The sequence below is a fragment of the Vibrio satsumensis genome, from assembly GCF_050337435.1.
Taxonomy (GTDB): Bacteria; Pseudomonadota; Gammaproteobacteria; order Enterobacterales; family Vibrionaceae; genus Vibrio; species Vibrio satsumensis.
In genome coordinates this window covers 276,239-298,478 of sequence record NZ_JAKJSX010000003.1, presented here as the reverse complement: position 1 = coordinate 298,478, position 22,240 = coordinate 276,239, and the positions used below count along the sequence as shown (strand labels likewise).

Annotated in this window: 15 protein-coding genes; 6 read left to right on the top strand and 9 right to left on the bottom strand. The window is 45.0% G+C overall.

Annotated features, from left to right (window positions below):
• Positions 1-159 precede the first annotated feature (159 nt).
• Positions 160-3,612 carry a VCBS domain-containing protein gene (locus L4C44_RS01520; protein WP_428804203.1) on the bottom strand — a complete coding sequence of 1,151 codons (3,453 nt, stop codon included), beginning with the start codon at positions 3,610-3,612 and terminating at the stop codon, positions 160-162.
• Positions 3,613-3,913: 301 nt separating this feature from the next.
• Between L4C44_RS01520 and L4C44_RS01515 the strand changes: the two genes are divergently transcribed.
• Entirely contained in the window at positions 3,914-5,221 is a 1,308-nt protein-coding gene (locus tag L4C44_RS01515; RefSeq protein WP_060982749.1) for a TolC family outer membrane protein, read from the top strand.
• Entirely contained in the window at positions 5,221-5,832 is a 612-nt protein-coding gene (locus tag L4C44_RS01510) for an OmpA family protein (protein WP_060982750.1), read from the top strand. The genes L4C44_RS01515 and L4C44_RS01510 overlap by 1 nt, the downstream gene beginning before the upstream one ends.
• A 212-nt stretch (positions 5,833-6,044) precedes the next feature.
• Here L4C44_RS01510 and nhaA read toward each other — a convergent pair whose 3' ends face one another.
• From nhaA to L4C44_RS01485, 5 genes are all read right to left on the bottom strand, one after another.
• Positions 6,045-7,208, bottom strand: a complete 1,164-nt coding sequence (gene nhaA / locus L4C44_RS01505) for a Na+/H+ antiporter NhaA (RefSeq protein ID WP_060982751.1) — start codon at positions 7,206-7,208, stop codon at positions 6,045-6,047.
• Positions 7,209-7,483: 275 nt separating this feature from the next.
• Positions 7,484-8,632 carry a lipocalin-like domain-containing protein gene (locus tag L4C44_RS01500; RefSeq protein ID WP_060982752.1) on the bottom strand — a complete coding sequence of 383 codons (1,149 nt, stop codon included), beginning with the start codon at positions 8,630-8,632 and terminating at the stop codon, positions 7,484-7,486.
• Complete coding sequence (locus tag L4C44_RS01495) at positions 8,622-11,075, bottom strand: ABC transporter permease (RefSeq protein ID WP_146492368.1); 2,454 nt, start codon at positions 11,073-11,075, stop codon at positions 8,622-8,624. The genes L4C44_RS01500 and L4C44_RS01495 overlap by 11 nt, the downstream gene beginning before the upstream one ends.
• Complete coding sequence (locus tag L4C44_RS01490; protein WP_017060385.1) at positions 11,056-11,727, bottom strand: ABC transporter ATP-binding protein; 672 nt, start codon at positions 11,725-11,727, stop codon at positions 11,056-11,058. Before L4C44_RS01490 ends, L4C44_RS01495 begins: the two co-directional genes overlap by 20 nt.
• Positions 11,728-11,849: 122 nt before the next feature.
• A complete protein-coding gene (locus L4C44_RS01485; protein WP_146492372.1) occupies positions 11,850-13,223 on the bottom strand; it encodes an MATE family efflux transporter in 1,374 nt (457 codons plus the stop codon).
• A gap of 526 nt (positions 13,224-13,749) precedes the next feature.
• Here L4C44_RS01485 and L4C44_RS01480 point away from each other — a divergent pair.
• Complete coding sequence (locus L4C44_RS01480) at positions 13,750-15,165, top strand: cytochrome c peroxidase (protein ID WP_372384372.1); 1,416 nt, start codon at positions 13,750-13,752, stop codon at positions 15,163-15,165.
• A 182-nt stretch (positions 15,166-15,347) separates the two neighbouring features.
• Positions 15,348-16,808 (top strand): DUF2867 domain-containing protein, encoded by a 1,461-nt coding sequence (locus L4C44_RS01475; RefSeq protein ID WP_372384373.1) that lies wholly within the window; start codon positions 15,348-15,350, stop codon positions 16,806-16,808.
• Between the two features lie 257 nt (positions 16,809-17,065).
• Here the strand turns inward: L4C44_RS01475 and L4C44_RS01470 are convergent, their stop codons facing one another.
• From L4C44_RS01470 to rsuA, 3 genes are all read right to left on the bottom strand, one after another.
• A complete protein-coding gene (locus L4C44_RS01470; protein WP_010441495.1) occupies positions 17,066-17,725 on the bottom strand; it encodes a DUF2913 family protein in 660 nt (219 codons plus the stop codon).
• Positions 17,725-18,942, bottom strand: coding sequence for a Bcr/CflA family multidrug efflux MFS transporter (locus tag L4C44_RS01465; RefSeq protein WP_428804202.1), 1,218 nt, complete (start codon positions 18,940-18,942; stop codon positions 17,725-17,727). The genes L4C44_RS01470 and L4C44_RS01465 overlap by 1 nt, the downstream gene beginning before the upstream one ends.
• A gap of 190 nt (positions 18,943-19,132) precedes the next feature.
• The gene (gene rsuA / locus L4C44_RS01460; protein WP_017060380.1) at positions 19,133-19,828 is read right to left on the bottom strand and encodes a 16S rRNA pseudouridine(516) synthase RsuA; all 696 of its coding nucleotides are present in this window, start codon (positions 19,826-19,828) and stop codon (positions 19,133-19,135) included.
• A 97-nt stretch (positions 19,829-19,925) separates the two neighbouring features.
• Between rsuA and radD the strand changes: the two genes are divergently transcribed.
• Positions 19,926-21,668: a DNA repair helicase RadD gene (radD, locus tag L4C44_RS01455; protein ID WP_146491929.1), complete on the top strand. Its 1,743-nt coding sequence runs from the start codon at positions 19,926-19,928 to the stop codon at positions 21,666-21,668.
• 161 nt (positions 21,669-21,829) lie between these two features.
• Positions 21,830-22,228, top strand: coding sequence for a PepSY domain-containing protein (locus tag L4C44_RS01450; protein ID WP_017108242.1), 399 nt, complete (start codon positions 21,830-21,832; stop codon positions 22,226-22,228).
• Positions 22,229-22,240 lie beyond the last annotated feature (12 nt).

Genomic DNA, 22,240 nt, shown 5'->3' with positions numbered 1-22,240 from the left:
ATTAACTCCTATACTTGTATCCGCCCAAACCACGTTGGTTTGGGCTTTTTTTTGTGTGTTGTTCCGATACCTTTTCTTTGGCTGGTACTCGACACAAAAAAGCCCCCGAAATCGAGGGCTTTTCTTACGTTAAGCGTTAGAGCCTTTCACTTTATCTAATTAAGCAGCATCATTTTTTATCAGTTCTCCTAGCACAGCTAAGTCATTACCTAGGTCAACCGAACCAGCCAGTTCAGTCGCAATCCCCTCAACAACGATAGTTTGAACATCATCCCCTCCATTGATTGGAATGGACAACGCAATATCTTCTCCGTCGACAGAGACCTCTATCGCATCAAGTAGCTCTGCCATTTGAGTCTCATCTTGAGGGTCTTCGACCAAATCATTGAGGTTGATCAGGTCCCCAGAACCACCTGTATAAAGCTCGAAATCTTTAATAATGTCAGTACCGTTGTCGAGCGTAGAGTCTAGCCAAGTGAAAATGTTGTCTCCGCTATCTCCAATCAGCAAATCGTTACCTGACTCGGCATACAAGGGTTCATTACTCGCCGCACTAATAACGTTATATTGCTGCGGAGCTTCGATATCTATGGTGACCGTCTCTACCGTGCTTTCTGCACCATTAGAGTCGACCGCGACATAATCAAACTGCGGGTCTTCAGTTACCGCCTCGTTACCTTGAACATAGCGTAACTCCCAACTGCCCCCTGTCGATGACAGCTCCATCCCAACAATCGGATTGTCTGGTGAAGAATAACTAAAATCATACAGAATTTGGCTATTCCCCGTATCTCCTGGATCTTTTTGATATTGCTCAGTCTGAGTCGTGCCATCAGCAAAGGTATAGAGCACTTCAACATAGACATTACTATTAGTGTTAAATGAACCGCCCAAGCCATCTAAACCAAAATCGACAACATCTAATGGATTATCAGTAAAATCCAATATCAACGTCTCCTGCTTGTTCATACCTCTACCATCAGTGTCGCCAATACCAAAACCAACATGAGGCTGCTCACCTTGATACTGCTTAAGTGGCTTATCGTTGTTGTCCTCAATACTGAGGGTAATAGTATTACCGTTGTCCAGGGTAATTAGTCTTTCGGTTGGTGAAACTTCTACACCCCAATTATAGAAACCATCAACAAGATCTGGTATATCCTCAGGATCACCACTGAAGCCCATTTCAAACATCTCTCCAGGCCCAGCTACAAAACTGATATTGTTCGGAACAAACAACACACCGTTATCGACATCAGACTGCATGATTTCTCTCGTGACGCCATTTTCATCGGTATACAAAAGGCTGCCGTTGGTTGGTAAACTTTCTATCCGAATATTAAGTGGAATGTCGTCATGGTCATCTTCTACATCTGAGATGTAATCTGGCATACCACCATCTTCAGAATCGAAGAGGATAGGTATGACCGCGTCCTGATCATTAACGACCGTGAAGCTGGTCGCTTCAGGTGCGTCATTGACACCATTGATTGTTATCTCGATAACATGCTCTACACCATCAATAGCGGTTACCACATATCGCTCAATAACCACGTCATCATCATTCAAGTATTGAACCGCATCGTTATCAACGACATAACTCCATGCCCCCTCAGGAGTAATAGTTAACATGCCCAGAGCAAGTGCATAAGTAGACCCAATAGGGGTAAACACACCATTAGGTTTAAAGGCGGGCATATCGCTGGTATCGACATCAGTAATCGTTAAAGTACCTGAAACTGAAAGTTCGTTGGTATCAGGATCGACATCGACATCTTCCGTCACCTCACCCATATCAGAATCACCTTCACCAACGGTAATCTCGGATGGATCATCGGCACCGTTTATGGTGATGGTTACTTCACTGGTGGTCCCGTCAATCGCAGTAACTGTGTAAACCTCGGTAACGAACTCATCGTCATCAAGATATTGCACATCATCGTTGTCCACGACGTAAGTCCATTCACCATCGTCGGTAATGGTCAACATACCCAACGCAGTATCATTGGTTGAGCCTTCTGGATTAAACGTTCCGTTAGGTTGAAAAGCCGCGACATCGTTAGCATCAACATCGGTAATCGTCAGTGTTCCCGTCGCCATCAAGTCGTTACTCTCCGGATCAACATCGACATCTTCCGTCACCTCACCCATGTCAGAATCACCTTCACCAACGGTGATCTCAGACGGATCATCGGCACCGTTTATGGTGATGGTCACTTCACTTGTGGTTCCGTCAATCGCAGTAACCGTGTAAACCTCGGTAACGAACTCATCGTCATCAAGATATTGCACATCATCGTTGTCCACGACGTAAGTCCATTCACCATCGTCGGTAATCGTCAACATACCCAACGCAGTATCATTGGTTGAGCCTTCTGGGTTAAACGTACCGTTTGGTTGAAAAGCAGCGACATCGTTATCGTCGACATCGGTGATGGTTAGTGTCCCAGAAGTTATTAAGTTGTTGCTCTCTAGGTCAACATCCATATCCTCAGTCACTTCACCTGTGTCTGAATCACCTTCGCCAACGGTTATATCAGATGGATCATCTGCACCATTAATAGTAATGGTCACTTCGCTCGTGGTACCGTCACTTGCTGTCACGGTATAAACCTCGGTTACGAACTCATCGTCATCCAAGTACTGAACATCATCGTTGTTAACTACGTAAGTCCACACGCCGTCAGGGTCGATGCTCAATATGCCTAGCTGTGAATCGTTTGTTGAACCTACGAGGTTAAACTCACCATCAGCTGAAAAGGTGGGAGTGTCGCTGTCTACATCTGTAATCACGATCTGACCAGACGTTACCAATTGATTGGTGATGTCATCGACATCAATGTCCTCGGTCACACTGCCTGAGTCATCAGTGGCAACAGCCGCATCATCAGTACCAATTATCGTTACAGTGATGACTTGTTCGCCTCCATCAGAGGTTTGTACTGTCGTCGTATCTTGAATTTGCTCGCCATCGGCAAGCTCATCATAAGGGCTATTGGCCACGAAGGTCCAAGTACCATCTTCGTTTACAACAAAGGTCCCGAGCTCATTATCTCCAGCGACCTCTTTGCCAATAAAGGTAACGTCCGGATCATCGCTGGTTAAAGCGCCACCTGTCTCAATTGGTTCATCCTGCTCAAACTCAATAACATTAGTTTCACCTGAAATAAGCGCAAAAGCGATGATATCAAAAAGAGCAATACTTTGAGTTTCTGACAATCCTTGAGACTCAAACCCTTCAGTTTCAAAATTCGTGGCAGCTTGAGTTTCAGCCCCAGTACGTTCAATCCTACCGCTGTTGGTCAAACTCGAGCCTTCCTCACCAGCAGCAGTATCAAACTCATCTCCTAGTTCTGTTGGATCAAATCCTTCTTCAATAGCACGCTGAACTTGAGCGACCGCGTCATCAGTATCTAGCACATTTTGTTGGCCCTGGTTATCTACAAAACGTGCAGAAACACTTGGCACACTCTCTTCACTAGTATCAAAACTGATAATTACGTCGCTAGCGGCTGGTTGTTCGCCCGGAGACAAACGTCTAACTTGGCCTTGAGCGTCGAGCACTACACTCCCGCTAGCAAGACCTAGTATATTTAGGTTGATATTTCCCATATCCATATTCCCACTTCTACCCAGAACACACCAAACGCGGCTCCAATACCACTCTGCGCTGTGGCTATTTCCTACAATAAATTTAGTAGTAGCACTATTGATAATCAACTCACTAAAGTAGTACAGCCAAAGCGCTTTTCAAATTAGTCAATGGCAATAGCGACTTACATTCAAAAAAAAACCAACAAACTTCGCATTTTTTTGCAAATGTCCTAAGCTTCGTTTAATACCATTCACTCAATTCAGCGGTAAACGTAGGTTGGGAAATGGATGAAACATTGAAAGTAGAAGGAGAGCTACTTTGAAATTGTTCAAATTATCCATCATGTGTTGCTTAGTTGCTGCAACACCACTCGCCGCTCAAACTCTGGAACAGTCGGTGGCTATTACTTTGGCAACCAATCCAGAGATAAAAAGCATCTTTAACGAATATGTGAGCGTGAAAAAGCGTAACGATGCATCTGGAGGTGCATACAAGCCCAGTATCGATCTTGACGCCGGTATTGGTTACGAAGGCATAAACCCTGCACCAAACAACGGTCCAGATACCGATCTAACAAGAAAGGAAGCGACGATTTCCCTCACGCAATTGCTTTGGGATGGTTCCGCGACTCTGTACGACATTGATCGTACCGCCGCAGAAGCCGAGTCGGTTCGTTTACAATTGATTGCAGATGCCGAAGACAAAGCGCTGGAGGTCACTCAAATCTATTTAGATGCAGTGAAAGCCACTGAAGTGCTGGCACTGTCAGAAAGTAATCTTTCGATACACAAGAAAATCTACAAAGACATAAAGAAACGAGCTAATTCAGGCATAGGTTCAACCGCGGATGTATCTCAGGTAGAAGCTAGGATTGCAAAAGCTCATGGTAACTTGTTGGCCGCACAGAATAATTTGATCGATACACACACACAGTTCAGACGAGTAGTTGGCCAAGAACCCCTAGGCTTAATTTACCCACGAGCCGATATTTCGAGGATTCCTTTGTCGTTAACGGACGCCATTGTTGATGCCTTGGACAAACACCCCGTTATAAAAATCGCAACGGCTGATGTCGACGCAGCACATTTTCAATACAAACAATCGAAAGGCGTGAACTACCCTACGTTCTCTATTGAAGCATCACAGTCGTGGCGTGATGATGCGGGAGGCGATGAAGGCTCTAGTCAAGAGACCCTCGCGATGCTACGCATGCGATATAACTTGTACAACGGCGGAACAGACAGTGCTAATTCCGAAGCAGCTGCTTACCAATTGAATAAAGCAAAAGATCTGAGAGATCGCGCTTATCGCCAAGTGGAAGAAGGCCTTCGCCTTTCATGGAGTGCCTTAGATTTAACACTGCAACAAAAAAACTTTCTATCTGACCATGTTGATTCAGCTTCGGAGACCGTTATCGCTTATGAAAAACAATACCGAATAGGCAAACGTACTCTGCTTGACTTGCTCAACACAGAGAACGAACTATTTGAAGCCCGTAAAGACTATCTAGATGCGCATTACTCTGAGCAGTACGCTAAGTACCGTGTGATGAACGCAACCGGTTCTTTATTGAACGCTCTACTGGTCGACATACCAGAAGAGTGGACAACGGCCGTGGAGTATTAATGATGAAAATAACTTACTTATTACTTCCCGTATTAACGATGACTCTATTCGCCTGCTCTAGTCAACAGGAAGAGGCCTACATCGAGACACCTGAAGCGGAGCAGATTGCAGACCTGCAAGATGATGACAAAGATGGTGTGGTAAACGCACGCGATACCTGCCCAGGAACGCCTGAAGCATCACAAGTCGATAATGATGGCTGTGGTGAAACGATTCGTGCAGAAGAAGTCAGACAGCTAAAGATACTCTTTGCTCATGACTCATTTGAAGTGAACCCAATATTTTCTGATCAAATCAGCACGATGGCAGAGTTCCTTGAAACCTACAAAAGTGCTTCTATCGAAATCCAAGGTTACGCGAGTAAAGTGGGTTCCAATGAGTACAACTTAGATTTGTCAAAGAAACGAGCGAATAATGTGCAAGACGAGTTGTTGTCGAATGGTATAGAACCAGAGCGTGTCAGAATTGTTGGCTATGGCGAAGAACGCTTAGAAAGCGATGGTGATGACCCTACTTCACACGCACTGAACCGAAAGGTAACGGCGACCGTAGTTGGGTTAAGTGAGCAGATCGTTGAAGAGTGGACTATTTTTACCACACTAGAAAAGTAGCGTGACATTGTCACCGTACTTGCAAAACAAGCTATCTTACAAATAGTAGCTTAGCAAGATGATCAATAAAGCCGTGATAGGGTTACCTATCACGGCTTTTTGTTCTTTGTCGTCACATAAATCGTGTGGATGACTCTGTGACTCTTCTTGCTACTCAGAAATTGACTTGTTGCTCAGGAATTGGTTCGATGGTTAATCGAACCAATTACCGATTATAGTTTTACTTCTTGATGCTTAGTTTTCGGTAGAGAAATACTTAGCAGGAAGTAACCTAAGATAGCTGCAGTTGTTGAGCCCATCAGGATACCTAATCGAGCAAGCGTATCAAAATCTGCGTTCGTTGGACCAAATGCCAGTGACGAGATGAAGATAGACATAGTAAAGCCAATGCCACACAACACAGATACCGCGAAGATGTTCATGAAGTTCACACCTTCAGGAAGCTTAGCTACACCCGTTTTCACAGCGCCCCAGCTGAATAGGAAGATACCCAGGGGCTTACCAACCAATAGACCCATAGCAATACCAAGCGGTAGCATGCCTGTAAGGTTTGAAAGTGATATTCCTTCCAGTGAGATACCTGCGTTTGCAAATGCAAAGATTGGCAAAATAGCAAAAGCTACATATGGGTGCAGTGCATGTTCTAGGTGTTTCAGCGGAGAATGTTCTCCTTTATTACCTTTTAGTGGGATAGCAAAACCAATGACTACACCAGCCAATGTTGCGTGAACACCAGACTTCAATACAGCGAACCACAGGATCGCACCAACAATTAAGTACACGCTCAGCTTAGTTACATGCTTGTTATTTAACATGAACAACACACCAGTCGCGATGAAGCCAACCGTCAGAGCAAGCGTTGATAGGTCGCCTGAGTAGAACAGTGCAATGATAACAACAACACCTAAATCATCGATAATTGCCAACGCTAATAAGAATACCTTCAAGCTTACCGGTACACGGTTACCAAGAAGAGCCATGATGCCCAATGCGAATGCGATATCCGTTGCAGCAGGGATAGCCCAACCTTGAAGCGCTTCAGGGTTACTTGAGTTAAATAGCACGTAAATAAGTGCAGGAGCTAGCATACCGCCCACAGCAGCGATAGCTGGGAAGATTGCCGTCTCTTTAGACTTTAATGCGCCTTCTAAAAGTTCGCGCTTAACTTCTAAGCCGATTAGAAGGAAGAAGACAGCCATTAAGCCATCGTTAATCCAGTGAGACACAGACATACCAAGAACGTAACTATGAAGTACACCTTGGTACATTTCGTTCAGTGGTGAGTTTGCTACAAACATTGCGATCGCCGCAGCGATGACTAGGATGATGCCGCCAGCAGATTCCAATTTAAAGAAGTCACGGATGACGTCGGTCATGATTTCGCCCTTATATTTATTATTTAAATAAACGAATAACAAAGAATAACCCAGAGTTTATATCCAAGCTTTATCGATAGATAATCACTTCTTCGGATGTTTAACTTCGGTTTTTCCTACAAATACTAAACAATACGTCGTATATTCCATAATATTATTATGCGCCATAAAATAAGTATAGATGAGATCACCAAGGCTGTATGCACAAATAATTCGAGTCTGGTAGGAATCGCAAACATAAAAAAAGGCTATCAAATGATAGCCTTAGGTGTTTTTTAGTAGCCTGTTAACTGCATAAAGCCTGTTGCTTCATGGCTTCCGCTCGCCATAATTGGCCCTTCCCAATAGGGTATGACAAAAGGCAGCCACATATCCCTGCGCTTGATACGCGTCGTGAGGTTGATATTGTGTTGTGGCACATTAATAATCCATTGCAGTGGCATTCTTCTGCCATTCAGTAGCGTCGTATTCTGTAAAGGCTTAATAGAAATATCGGAGTCCGTGAGCTGGTACACTTTACCTGAGCGAGTGGCCAATGTTCCGAAAACATAAGGCAACTGTTGATTATGGCGGTAGCGGTTAATGCTCAGTGCTGTACCATCATCAAGATTAAACACGAACCAATCCCAGCCTTGCTGGCCCACTCCGAGTAAGCCACTACCCCACTCTTTATGTACCCAAGCAGTGCCTTCAACTTCCTTGGCAACACCGTCCAAATTTAACACGCCACTTAGAGACAGGAACGGAGCGCTGAAGTTATAAGACGCAACAGGTAATAAATCGTGCTTTTTCTGATAGCCGTTATCGCCGTTGAGCACGTATGGGCCTTTCGCTATAGTGTCGAGTTCAAGGCCAAACGTATCAGTTTGCACTTGAAGTCGACCTGGGAATGGTGTGCTACCGAGTGCGCGCCAGTTCCAGTTATCAATCCAAATTCTAAACGGACGACTGGTCATTCCCGCCTGGCCTATGCCACCACGCGCTAAACGTTGCTCTTTCCAAACTTTGGAATCAGAGGAGATCACAACATTTGAAATATAGACCTGAGGACTTTGCCACCCTGGAGTCTCACGTTCATCAGTGGCTATACGGAAGAAGCTCCACTGCACTGAGTACTTTTTACCGTCATCCCCTTTTAGAGATGCAAAGTAATGCCACCACTCGTGTTGGAATTCTGGGTGGAACTGAAAGTCACGAGGCAATGAAACGCTGCGGTCAGGTAGCACAGGCTCAAACACATTGAAGTGTTCGCTAACAAGTACTGAGTTAACCTCGTTAACCCCCTTTTCACCAACGTCAACAAAATAAGAATAGTACGCCCAGATACCTAAAATAGTGCCAAAGAAACCAATCAGTAATAGAGAGGAAATAAATCGGTGTCTGAGTTTCGTTGAGCCGTTTCGTTGAAGCATATTAAAGCGCATCCCTCAATGATTTCATCGGGGTATTCCGAATCATTCTCATCACTGGCAAAGCACCAGCCAACATCAATGCAGCCATGGCCCATGCAAATGTCTGTAAATAGTCCCAAGGAATCACTTGTAACTCGAGAGACCAGCCAAAAGACTGCTTAATAACGATATCAACAATCAAGCTTGCTAACGCTAAACCGAGCGGAATCGCAATCAAGGAGGAAATAAGCCCAAACACAAACAACTGTAAGCTACCTGTCAGAATCAGCTCCTTCGCCGATACACCTAAACAGCGCTGCAGCGAGATATGCCTTTGTCGAGACACTTCACCAGCAACGGTTGCGAAGAAGATACCAAAGACTGCGATAACCAATGTGATGTTACCCAACGTATCAGCGATCGCGAACGTTCTATCAAACACACGCATTGCTTGACTGTGAATATTGTTGTTATCAAAAACTCGCTCAGAACCAAGCCTGAATACACTTTCCAGTCGGCTGCGAAGTCCTACTGAATTGACATCATCTTTGAGTATCACGCCAAGGCCCACATTGCCGCGCCCTGCAAATCCATAGAGCCAGTTTCGATGTGACATCATGACCTGATGGTAAGGGTTTCCATAGTCGTAGTAAACACCGACAACCTGCCAACCGGAACCGAGGTTGTCATAAAGGTCTATGTAGTCGCCTGGGCGAATCCCCAACTTAAGAGACATCGACTCACTGATCAACACACCTTTCGAGTGATGTAAGTGATACCAGTAGTTCGGAATACCTAATTTGATGGTCAGAGCTTCTAGTTCGCCTTCAGAAGGACCAGTACTGACCACTTGAATACTACCCACTGGAGAAGCTACGTCTTTTTCCCAACGCCACCAAACTGAGTCCACTTCTGGTTGGCCTGACAGCCAGTTACTCATGCGAGCAGCGGCATTGTTGGTTGGGTAGATGTAAAGATCTGCAGCCAAACGCTGTGTTAGCCATTTATCAGTGGTATCCCTAAAGCTACCTACCATGGTTTCTACACCAATGTTTGCAGTCAGCGCCAACATAAACGCCATTGTTGCTACGCCACGGTAGCTCATACTTGACGCAGCATCAGCAAAGAACCAACGAGCACGAACCCAGCGCAATGAATAAGAGAGGCTATTAAATAGCTTCCACATCAAGAATGGCGTAAACAGAGCCACACTGACGAGCATCAACGCGATAATCGCAAAACCAGACTCTTGAGTCTGAGGGGCTTGATACACAGCGACAGCTGCAACCAAGAAGCCACACCCAATCAATGCTTGCCATGTGAATTCCGTACCCGCAAAGCGCATCAAAGATAATCGAGAGGTCAAACGAATAGGTTGTGATCTAAGCAAACGAACCAGCGGCCAAGCACACGCTAAGAAGGCACCAAGTAGTGCCATTAACAAGCTGTAACCGCTCCATCGCCAATTCCAGTCAATCGTTAAACCAACATTGGCGTCATATAGGTCACCTAAGCTTGAAGATACTGCCGGTAACAATTGATTAGCCAACATGACACCGAATACATTACCGCAGATCCAGCTCAGTACTACCAATAGCAACAGCTCTAAACAAAGCGCTTTCGCCAGTTGCCAGCCCGATACACCTGTTTGTCTTAAGATTCCGACTAACGGTTGGCGCTGAATAAACGACAGCGACATCGCTTGATAGAAAATAAACAAGCCAACCACAAACGACAGCATACCCATCGCTTTAAGATTTAAGTGAAAAGCACTGGTCAGCGACTCTAGCTCCGCTTTAGAACTGCGGGTGATCGTCAGCCCATTCGGCAACATATTTTTTAGGCGCTCAAATTTCTCAGTAGACATGTCTGAGCAAGCAATCACTGAAAGTCCTGCACTGCGTTTAAGCATGCGGAGCAAGGAAATATCTGCTATTAACCTGGTGCCATTAATCAGGTTGTTTTGATCGACAACCACAGGACCAAGCTCAGAGCCATCCATCAGAGGAATGTAATCACCGTTGTTCCACTCCATGTGTTCAGCGAGATCATCACTTACAAGGATTGGATATGGCGGTTTCATGAGGTTTAAAGTGGTGAGATCTTTTAACGCAATACCCGGCTGCAATTGAAGCATAGAAACAGGGTCTATGCCGATAAGCATGAAGTTCGCGCCGTTTTCATCAGTGATACGATGGTGGTCAAAAGGAGAGCACTGTTGAAAGCCTTCACGGCGAAGCTGGATATAAAAACCTTGTGGGATCTTATTAGCGTTGTGTTTTGGTCGAATACGGTAAGGAAGAGGATTCGAAAAGAGTTTTTCGCCATGTGCATAGCTTTGCTTGGCGTGTTGATTGATAGCAGTAACACCAACCAAAAGTGATACGCCGAGGGTTAAACCAAGCCATACCAAAATAATCTGCAGTGGGTAACGTCGATAGTGACCGAGTAGTGCCTTAACTACGGGCCATAACATGCAGTTGCCCTCCTTGTAGACGGATCCTGCCATCCATGTGCAGTGCTACTTTTTCACTGTGTGTCACCAGCAACAAGGTACATTCTAATTGGCGAGCCAAAGAGGTCAGCAAACGCATTACGGCTTCTGCATTACGCTCATCTAAACTACCGGTCGGCTCATCGGCCAGCAATATTTTTGGTTCCATATACAGCGCACGCGCAATTGCCGCACGTTGTTGTTGACCACCAGACGCTTCTTCCGGGTAACGGCCAAGCAAAGGCATAAGGTCTAAAGCAGAAAGAATCTGCCTCCAGAGACCTTTGTCTTCAGGTAAGCCTTTTAACTGACGGCAAAAACGGATGTTATCGGCAATATTTAGCGTTGGCAGTAAGTTGAACTGCTGAAAAATATGGCCAATGTTGTTTCTACGATAAGCAGTGCGATCACGCTCGGTTGAGTCGTGCATATTGAAGTGAGGGAAAGCGATTTCACCTGAATCCGCAAGGTCTAAACCCGCGATAAGGTTCAGTAAAGTGCTTTTACCTGATCCGCTTTCTCCCATTAATGCTAGCTGGTCACCTTGGTTTAATGTTAATTCAGCACCTTGCAAAACAGGGTGAAACTCCCCCCCATCGACATAGCCTTTACATAGGTCTGACAGCTTTAACATTAAACAGCTCGCATTAGTTAGAATTTGGAAGGAGAATCTACACTAATTCCCTGTTAGGAGGAAGTATTTTGAAAGATAGATCACACACCAATGATAAAGTGACGTGATTGGTGCGTCCTACTTCAACTTCCTATCAAGTTTTTAATCCATTTTCTTGTTTTCATGCGATAGAGCGACCCGCCCCACTTAATCACTTCTTCGGTTAGGAAAAGCAGATATACCCACTCCGGTGGAAACTTAAGATAAATAGCAGCAATAGCCGCCAGTGGAATACCAATCACCCACTGAGCAATCAAGTCTTGATAGAGGCAGAACTTCACATCACCGCCCGCTCTCAACACACCAACAATCACAGTCAACGGTACCGAGCGAATAATAATACCTACACTTAGAATCAGAATAAACTTTTCTGAGAGGGCTCTGGTTTCTTCAGTCAATGCGCTAAAGGCATTAAGTATTGGCGTTTGAACGAAGTAGAGAAAAACGGCCACTACGATACTGGTTAAGAAACACAGAATCGTTAAGCCCAACGCTTGATAGTAAACCGCTTCATTGTTTTTCGCGCCAAGTTGGTTACCCACCAGAACCGCTGCCGCATTTGACAAACCAATCAATAGGCTCAATGAGATAGACTCAACCGGCGTCATTACTGAAAGTGCAGCTAAACCTTGAACGCCCGATTGTCCCATGATCGCATGGTAAGCAAACAAGCCACCCGCCCATGCTAAAAAGTTGAACGTGGTCGGGAGAGACAACTTCAAGAAGCGAACCACCTTTTCGATCGAAGCTGCCGCTTTAATATCGCAGAACTTGAAAGCTAATAAATGCTTAGAGAAATAGAGATAACCAAACAAAGTCGCGACTTCAATTGCGCCACTCAGTACTGTTGCAATTGCTGCGCCTTTGATTCCAAGTGCTGGAAAACCCAAGTTACCGAAAATCAACACCCAGTTTAAGAATATATTAGACAGGATACCGATACCGCTGAAAAAGGTACTTAGTCCAGGTTTGTGCATCGCTCTCAAACCCACAGCCATACTGCTTACGCACGATACCGCTAGCATGCTAAATGAGGTAATTACGATGTATTCAACGCCTAGGTTGATGACCTCTTGAGAGTCGGTCGTCACGCCCATGATTTGTGCAGGAAATGAAACGAAAAATGCAATGGTCAGTAACGCAAATAGGGTCGAAACCAGCCACGTCAGTGCGGTGCTTTCTCTCACACCTTGCCTGTTACCCGCTCCCCAATATTGAGCAGTAAGAAGCGCGCCGCCGGTGGTGACACCCACCAGCATAATGGTCGTCACGAACATCGCTCGGCTCGCAACACCCACAGCCGCAATGTCTGCTTCGCCAAGTTGGCCCAACATCAACACATCCACTAAGCCTCGGCTTGAAAACATAATGCTCTGCAAAGCAATAGGCAAAGCAATCGCAATAAGCCTGCGAACAAAATCACCTCGAGTATGATGAATAATTGAAGAGAGCAACATAGAGATACCTAAACGGAACGTATTGATGAATAAAGGAAAATATCCCGCCATTATATCAACGTTCGGTTTTTAACCATACATAAATAACGAGGTGAACATGAATTCCCGCATAGCATCCTAATTTATGCATCATTCACTTGTTCAAATGTGAAAACTCGATTAGCCAGACAATAGTGACATAATATTGTTCCTTACTCACCGAACTAGCAAAGCACATTCACTCAACCACTCTCTCGAACAAGGCGGAAATCATCAAATCCGCATTATTAATACAGGTGCACATATCAAAAAACACATTTGACGCTATAGACAGGTAAATTGATTGAAATCAAAGTTAGTAGCGATCGGCATCGCGTTGTATTTGTTGCCATTTTTAACAAACCAACATAACCACATGAATTAAAAGGCTTTATTTCGTTAAATTATTCTCCATCTAGTTATTCGATTAATATTGATTCCTTTTTGTCATTTCATAAAGTCGCTTAAATTCAATAACTTCCTAGCCAATTCACTAGGGAGTTAAAAGATGAATAATAAAAAAATAATATTAAGTTTAGTTGGTTTAGGGATATTGGCTTATTTAGGCTCGGTGTATTGGGTCGACAAAAATGACCAAAAACTGGCCGAGCAAAACTTGGCGCAATTCTCATCACTCGATAAGTCATCTCTTGATTATCAAGCGATGAAAGTACTTACAGATAAGGGATGTAGTTATTGCCATACAGGCGACAGCGAGATGCCTTTTTATGCCAACTGGCCAATCGCTAAAAACCTTATGGATAAAGACCTTCAATCTGGTATGAAACACTTTGAAATCACTCAGCTCTTCAATGGGGTACAAGGTAAAGAACCAATATCTGAAGTGGCATTAGCTCGTATCGAAAAAGTGCTTTATGACGATTCCATGCCACCAAAAATCTACCAATCGATGCACTGGTCAGCGGGAATTTCGAAAGAAGAAAAACACACGCTTCTTAGATGGATTCGTCACACTCGTGCCACTCTTCACGCCAACTCACCGGTGCATGACGAGGGAAAAAAGCTCGCTTTGCAGCCTATCTATTCTAGCTTTGACGTTGACGAAGACAGGGCTAAGTTAGGTAAGGCCTTATATCACGATACGCGCCTGTCTGGAGATGACACCGTGTCTTGTGCATCATGTCATGGCCTCGATACGGGTGGAGTAGACAACCTCGTTGGCTCGGTCGGCATTCATGGTCAAGTGGGTGGAATCAATGCACCAACCGTCTTCAACTCAGTGTACAACAAGCTCCAATTTTGGGACGGTCGAGCAAGTGACTTACAAGACCAAGCTGGCGGTCCTCCATTCAACCCAATTGAAATGGGTTCTGAAGGTTGGGATCAGATAGTTGACAAGCTTAGCCACGACCAAGAATTAGTGGCTATGTTCGACAAGACCTACGAAGGTGAAATCAGCGGCCACACCATCACTCACGCTATCGCTGAATTTGAAAAGACATTGACGACACCCAACAGCCGTTTTGACCAATACTTAACGGGTAACGTCGATGCTATAGATAGCCATGAAAAATATGGCCTAATGCTTTTCAAAAAGTATAGCTGCGGTACATGCCATGCGGGTGAAGCCATGGGCGGTGAAACCTTTGAGGCAATGGGCCTCAAAGCGGATTACTTCTCTGACCGTGGTTCTGACATCACACCAGAAGATATGGGGCGTTTCAACGTAACAGGTATCGAATCGGACCGACACAAGTTTAAAGTCCCTACACTGAGAAACATCGAGCTGACAGCGCCCTACTTCCATGACGGACAGGCAGAAACTTTAGACAAGGCGATTTTCGATATGGGTAAGTATCAAGTAGGTGTTGAAATGAGCGACCAAGAAGTTGATGCGATTAAGGCATTCCTCAAGACACTCACTGGTGAATATAAAGGTCAAAACCTTAGCCCAACCTCGTAAGTAATACCTTATGTCGCTCGTTCTTAGATAAAAGAGCAGGCTGCTCTTGAAGCTCAAAGCCAATAGGTTAATTCTATTGGCTTTTTTACATCCATCACTGGTAAATTGGTGTATAAGCAAGTTAACGCAGTTACCTTGAGTAACGTGTCCGAACTTTGAATAGCACATTACATGGAGTAACAATGAAGAAAGTACTGGTTTTAGGCGCTTCTGGATATGTTGGTTCGCAACTCCTCCCTCTTCTGCTTAAGCAAGGCTATCAAGTCACGGCAGCAGCAAGGCATATCGAGTATTTAAAGGCACGGACCGAGCCTCACGAAAACTTATCACTTAAGTATCTTGACCTGGCTGATCAAGCCGCAACACAAGCCTTAGTCCCCGATTTTGATCTTATCTTCTTCCTTGTCCATGGAATGGCAGAAGGCCACGACTTTATTGATTATGAGTTAAATCTAGCTCGCAACTTTGTCTCTGCACTTGGCCCTAAAAACCAGCACGTTATCTATCTAAGCTCGCTTCAGCCTCAAACCGGCGACTCAGAGCACCTTCAAGCGAGAAAGAAAACCGGTGAGCTACTTCGTAAAGGACCAGTACCGATAACCGAACTTCAAGCAGGCGTGATCATAGGCCCAGGCTCTGCGGCATTCGAGATCATGCGAGACTTTGTGTACAACTTGCCGATTATGATTGCGCCAAAGTGGGTCGATTCTAAAGCCAACCCGATTGCATTGCAGAACCTAAACCACTACCTACTGAAACTTGCACAAGAAACGCCTAGCGAAAGCCAAACCTTCGAGGTTGGCGGGCCGGATATTGTCTCTTATCGAAATCAATTTGCTCACATAGCCAAAACAGCCGATCGTCCACTCAGGCTTTGGGCGACATCGCTACTAACGCCGTCAATCGCTTCATATTGGCTGGGCGTGGTAACCTCTGTACCCTCTAACATAGGCAGAGCGCTTCTCGCAGGCTTAAAACACGATTTTATCGCCAGTTCGACCACCATTAGAGAAAAGTACCCTCAGAAGCTTATCTCGTTCGAGAATATGGTTGAGCAAGCTATTCATTCTGAAGGCAACTTCGTAAAGAGTAATGTGTGGGGTTTTGACAAAACCGCCTTCAAACGCTGGCAAGCTGGGTATGGCTATTACCCGAAGAAAACAGGCGCAAGTATCACCTCAAGTGCACCACTAGAATCGCTTTGGCATGTTGCTCAGCAAATCGGAAGCCCGAAGCAAGGTTACTTCTTCGCTAACACTTTATGGCGCACACGCGAATGGTTGGATGTTCTTTTCGGTGGCGGGGTACCTGTTCGTCAAATGCCAGAAGGCCCCAACCTAAAAGTCGGTGACAAAATCGATTCATGGAAGGTCATTCGCTGTGAAGAGAATCAGTTTTTATCTCTGCTTTTCGGTATGAAAGGCCCCGGTTTAGGACGACTCGAAATTACCGTCTCTGACCACGGAGACTCTCGCGAGCTGAACATTTCAGCGTGGTGGCACCCTAAAGGCTTTCTGGGATTACTGTATTGGTTCGCAATGATGCCAGCTCACCTATTTATCTTTAAAGGCATGGTGAAGGCGATTGAGAAGCAAGCAAAAGAGCAGATGCGAGATTCGAGTGTCGAGATGCGAAAAGACTAAAAGCAGATACGGGATTCGAGTGTCGAGACGCGAATAGATTAAAACGGATGCGAGATTCGGGTAACGGGATGCGAAAAGACTAAAAGCAGATGCGGGATTCGAGTGTCGAGATGCGAATAGATTAAAACGGATACGAGATTCGGGTAACGGGATACGAAAAGACTTAACAGCAAATTAGCGACACGCGCTATGAGAGGCAAAAAAAGAGCGGATAATTCCGCTCTTCGTATCTCTCATCTCGTATCCCGAATCCGCTACTAGCCAATAACGCTAATTGGGATCTCAGCCAATTGGTTGCCTTGATTAGCAGGGTAAACGATGTATTCACCGTGATACTTCACTGCAGACTTATAGTCCGTTACTTTGTGAAGCATGAACCCCGCTTCCATCGCCGCTTGGATGAACTCAGCGTGGTTACCACGAACAAACCAGTTCATAGGCTTAACCATCAACTCACCGTCAAAAGAGTCGTCGCACTGTTTGCCACACAAGGCAAAAGAGTGCTCACCATCGGTGAAGAATTGGATCTTGCCGCCAGTCGTTAGCTCGTCTTCACTCGATACGCTCCACCCCATCTCGTACATTTTGTCCATGAACGCTTCAACATCACTGTCTTTTAGTGCTTTAGGCTCTTCGCCTTCAGGGAAAAAACGTCCGTAAAACGCAGAAATACGTTTAAAGGTAAAAGTTAAATCAGAGTTGTTGCCTTTTGAGCGCCCCTGTTTCTGCCAACGAACCAAGTCAGGCACAATCACGCGATCATAAGCTTGAGATTTAATCGCCTTTGTTACCCAGCGAACAAGGTAAAGGTTGTTCGCGATAGGCGCATCGATCGCTTTACCTGACTTATGTAGAGCATACAGTTCGCCTAACGCATCGTTCACTAACTTCTGAATTTCAATATAGTATTTTGACATTATGCCTTCTTTCCTAATGTCCAATATAGTAATGCTGACAGTATTGCACAAACTGCCATCACCATAGCCATTGGCCCTGCAGTGTCACTTGGTAGCATTGCAACAATTGCCCCTACCACAGAACCAGTACCAAATCTTAATGTGCCCGCAAGCGAAGACGCTGTGCCGGCCATATTCGGGTATCCGCTTAAAAGCAGTGCCATTGAGTTACTACCAATAGTAGACAGTGTGCCGATAAACAGCATCACAAACGGCACAATACCCCACAAACCGATATCCAGCATCCAACCGACGAGTAGGCCTAAGCCAGCAAATAGTTGAATGGTTAAGCCCACTCTAAGCATGGCATGAGAGCCCACTTTCTTAACGATTCGACCATTGATGCTCGTCATCAAGATCATCGCAACAATGTTCAGACCGAACAGGTAGCCAAACAGATCAGGGCGAACACCATAGATATCAATGTAAACGAATGAGCCAGCCGTTAAGAACGCAAACATGCCTGAAAAAGAGAATGCACCAGAGAAAATCAGGCCCATCGCCGTTGGGTTCTTACACAAACGCGCGTAATTACGAATCGTTGTTTTAAAGCGCAGTGGCTGTCGCTTTTCTATTGGGAGCGTTTCTGGGATCTTCATCGATACCGCTAGAATCACGATCACCGCAAAAATAGCCAAAACCCAGAAAATTGAGCGCCAACCGAACCACAACGCTAGGTAGCCACCAATCATCGGAGCGACCAATGGCGCTACCGTCATCACCAAGGTAACGAAAGACATGGTTCTCGCGAAATCTTCACGATCGAACATATCTCTTACCACAGCTTGGATGATAACGGCCGCCGCAGCACCAGCAAAACCTTGAGCAGTACGGATGTAAGTCAGCGCTTCAATGCCGTGTGTTGTCGCACTCACCATAGATGCGATAGCAAACAAGAACACACCAATAAGCAGTACAGGTTTACGACCGTAGCTATCCGCCAACGGACCATGCAGCAATTGCCCCAGTGCGAAACCCGCGGTATACGCTGTTAGCGTAATTTGTACCTCACCCGCCGTCACACCAAGATCTTTGGCAATGGTAGGCATCGCAGGCAGATACATATCAATGGCGAGCGGAGTCAGTGCACCAATCGCACCTAGAATCAAAAACAGCACTAAGCCTAATTGAGGGGGTTCTGGTTGGGAGCTTGGGCTCTGTGGGGGCGATGTTTGCATAACTCTCCGGCTAAGTACTAGGTTTTATTTGTGCACGAGCATGCACGCAGCAATATACGAATACGTACAGTGATACACGAATATGCGCACACATACATGAACATATAGCAATAATGGCTGAAACTGTCCTAGTACCAGTCAAAATAATCAGCCGACGCTATCCTTGCTCGGCTACATCAATAGGTAGGGATTACTTCCAGATAGAGTCGACTTCTTCTTGCGTTAGGTAACGGTATTCACCTAACTCTAAAGATTCGTCCATCTCAATTTCGCCAATACGTTCACGGTGCAGTGCTTCTACCTTGTTACCAAGTGCTGCAAACATGCGTTTAACTTGGTGGTATTTGCCTTCGTGAATCGTTAGCAGCACTTCACGCTCTGCACGAACTTCTAGGTGCGCAGGAAGTGTTAAGCCATCTTCGCTCTTAAGCTGGATGCCCTCTTTGAATTTTTCAACGTAATCGTCTTCAACAGGTTCAACCAACCACACACGGTACGTCTTCTCGCACTTATGCTTTGGTGATGTGATACGGTGAGACCACTTACCATCATCAGTAATCAACACAAGACCCGTTGTATCAATATCTAGACGACCAGCGAAATGCAGCTTATCCATTTTGATTTCATCGAGTAATTCAAACGCGATACGATTTGCGCCATCTTCATGCGAACAAACAAAGCCTTCTGGCTTATAAAGCATGATGTAACGAGGGCCATGCACATTCAGTTCATTGCCTTGCCATTCGACAACACACTCTTCAGTTACCTTGAGTGAACCGCTTTTTTGAATGACATCATTAACTGTCACTGCCTTGGATTTTAATAAGTGTGTTGCTTCTCTTCGAGTGACGCCTAATGCATCGCACAGAAATTTATCTAAACGCATGAATACCTCAACTAATCTAAGTCGGGTATTATAGTCACCTTTGCTCAATTAGTTGAGCTATTTCACACTATTTGTTTTCCACCTTACAAGACGCGATATGTATACACTCCGCCCGTACCAAGCTGATTCCGTAAAATCAGTGATTCATTACTTCAGAAAACACCAAACTCCGGCTGTTCTTGTGCTTCCGACAGGTGCTGGAAAAAGCCTTGTAATTGCAGAACTGGCAAGGCTTGCGAAAGGTCGTGTACTGGTACTTGCTCACGTAAAAGAGCTGGTTGAGCAGAACCATGAAAAGTATGAAGGCTACGGGCTGAAGGGGTCGATCTTCTCTGCGGGTTTAGGACGTAAAGAGACCGACCAACAAGTCGTGTTTGCTTCGGTGCAATCCGTCGTTCGAAACCTCGACTCATTCTCTAACCAATTTTCACTATTGGTGATCGATGAGTGTCACCGTGTTCCCGATGAAAAGACCAGTAGCTATCAAAAAGTAATCACTCACTTGCGTGAGAATAACCCGGGCATCAAGGTACTTGGATTAACCGCTACCCCTTATCGTCTTGGTATGGGGTGGCTTTACCAATACCACACACGTGGACAAGTTCGATCTGAAGAACCTCGCTTTTTCAGAGACTGTATTTTCGAACTTCCAATTCGCTACCTGCTCGACGAAGGCTTCTTAACCCCTGCACGTATGATCGATGCGCCAGTTTTAAGCTATGACTTTTCACAGTTAAAGCCAGCGAGCACTGGTCGCTATAAAGAAGCCGAACTCGACATGGTGATCGAGCAATCTAAACGCGCTACTCCACAAATTGTCGACCAAATCATTGAACTGGCCAAAGACAAACTCGGCATCATGGTATTTGCTGCGACGGTTCGACACGCACAAGAGATCCTTGGCTTATTGCCAGAAGGCGAATCATCAATTGTAATTGGTGACACGCCTACGCTAGAGCGCGATCAAATCATCAACGATTTCAAAGAACGTAAGATCAAATTCTTAGTCAACGTATCGGTATTAACCACAGGCTTTGACGCGCCGCATGTCGATTTAATAGCGATTCTACGCCCAACTGAATCCATCAGCTTGTACCAGCAAATCGTTGGTCGTGGCTTACGTTTGTCTCCAGGTAAAAAAGAGTGTTTAGTGCTCGACTATGCGGGCAACAGTTACGATCTATACCAACCTGAAGTGGGCGACCCAAAACCCGATTCAGACAGTGAAATCATCACCATCCCTTGCCCGGCTTGCGGTTTCAATAACAATTTTTGGGGGAAATTGGACAGCAACGGCTTCTTGCTTGAACACTTTGGTCGTAAATGCCAAGGCTACTTTACCGATGAAGACACTGGCGAACGCGAACACTGTAATTATCGCTTCCGAGCGAAATATTGTGGTGAATGTGGGGCCGATAACGACATTGCCGCGCGTATTTGTCATGAGTGCGATGCAACCTTAGTCGACCCAGACAAAAAACTTAAAGAGGCACTGAACCTAAAAGATGCTTTGGTATTCGAGTGTTTAGAAATGGACCTCAACGTGCTTAAAGATGATAAAGGTAAATCACAACTTAAAGTCACCTATCGCGGTGAAAACCAAGCGCAAGTGCATGAGTTTTGGTCATTAACCACCAAAAAGCAGAAGCAGAACTTCAAAGACCAGTTTGTTCGCCCTCACCTTGCAGACAGACACCGCCCTTTTGAAGAAGCGTCACCAACGAAAGTGGTTGCTCACCAACACAGATTCCGGCCACCTCAATTCGTCATCGCACGTAAAGTCGGACGCTTTTGGAAAATGAGAGACAAGATATTCGAAGACGAGCTTCAACAACGCTAGATATTATGTTCTTAACACTCAATGGTTAGTCTGCAGTGATCAAGTCTTTAACCAATAAGTTTGAAGTTTTTAGGTTCAAATTCTCATTATTAATCAGGTTCACTTTCTGTTCAGAATTACTTTTTTATACTGAACGCTATCAACCTTCTCTAGGATTCGCTATGTTTAGTAAAGCTATGATTTCTTTGTTTTCTATAAGCTTAGGCTTATTTGTTTCTGCTGGCGCATGGGCTGACTCACATCATAATGGTCACGACCTAGTACAAGACGTTCACAAAGCAGGAACTCGTATCGAATTTGAAGAAGATCAAGACGAAGTCTATGAAGCGGTTCGAGAAGGTTATATCCGCCCTTTCTCAGAAATGTATGCAGCGGTTGAAAACGATCTTCATGGTCGAATTATTAAAGTAGAGCTAGAAGAAGATGACGACATTTGGGTGTATGAACTAAAAATCAATTACCAAAACAACATCATCAAAGTCGAATACAACGCTGAGACGTTAGAAATGCTCATGATTAAAGGCCGAAACTTTAAAGACGCAATTAAACACGGTGAATAAGTAAGAGCCGCA